At 59.8% G+C, this 587-nt stretch carries 1 protein-coding gene; it reads left to right on the forward strand.

Annotated features, from left to right (window positions below; translation table 11 throughout):
- Positions 1 to 19 precede the first annotated feature (19 nt).
- The coding region (locus AACY08_RS28130) for an isopenicillin N synthase family dioxygenase (RefSeq protein WP_339472373.1) at positions 20 to 587 on the forward strand (568 nt) is incomplete at its 3' end.

The following is a 587-nucleotide window of genomic DNA, read 5'->3' on the forward strand; positions in this document are numbered from 1 at the left end:
TGGGGTTTCGCAGCAACTAATGGACGATCAGCTTGAGCTTGCCCGTACCTTCTTCAAGCTTCCGGCGGAAGAGAAGATGAAGGTGGATGCGCGCAAGTCGTCCTGCACGCGCGGCTACGAGACGCAGGGTATCCAAACCCTGGACGACGGGTCGCCACCGGACTTGAAGGAAGGTTTTCTGATCGGTTGCGACCTTGACGAGGATCACCCATACGTCCGGGATGGTGTGCACAATTGCGGTGCGAACCAATGGCCCTCGCAGCCGGCTGGCTTCCGTGAACAATACGAGGCCTATGTCGAGGAAATGTTCCGCGTCGGTCGCCATCTCATGGGCCTGCTTGCTCTGTCGCTCGATCTGCCAGAGGACTATTTCGCCAAGGGACTGGAGGAGCCGCTCTTTAATTCCCGCCTGCTACGCTACGCGCCGCAGCCCGCAGACGCCGCGTTCAACCAGATCGGCGCCGGCGCCCATACCGATTGGGGTATGATCACGATCCTTCTCCAGGATAACATCGGTGGTCTCGAGGTGGAAAATGCGGCGGGCGAATGGATTTCGGCCCCGCCGATCCCAGGCGCCTTCATCATCA

It is taken from the genome of Pseudomonas sp. EL_65y_Pfl1_R83 (assembly GCF_963970695.1).
GTDB lineage: Bacteria > Pseudomonadota > Gammaproteobacteria > Pseudomonadales > Pseudomonadaceae > Aquipseudomonas > Aquipseudomonas tritici.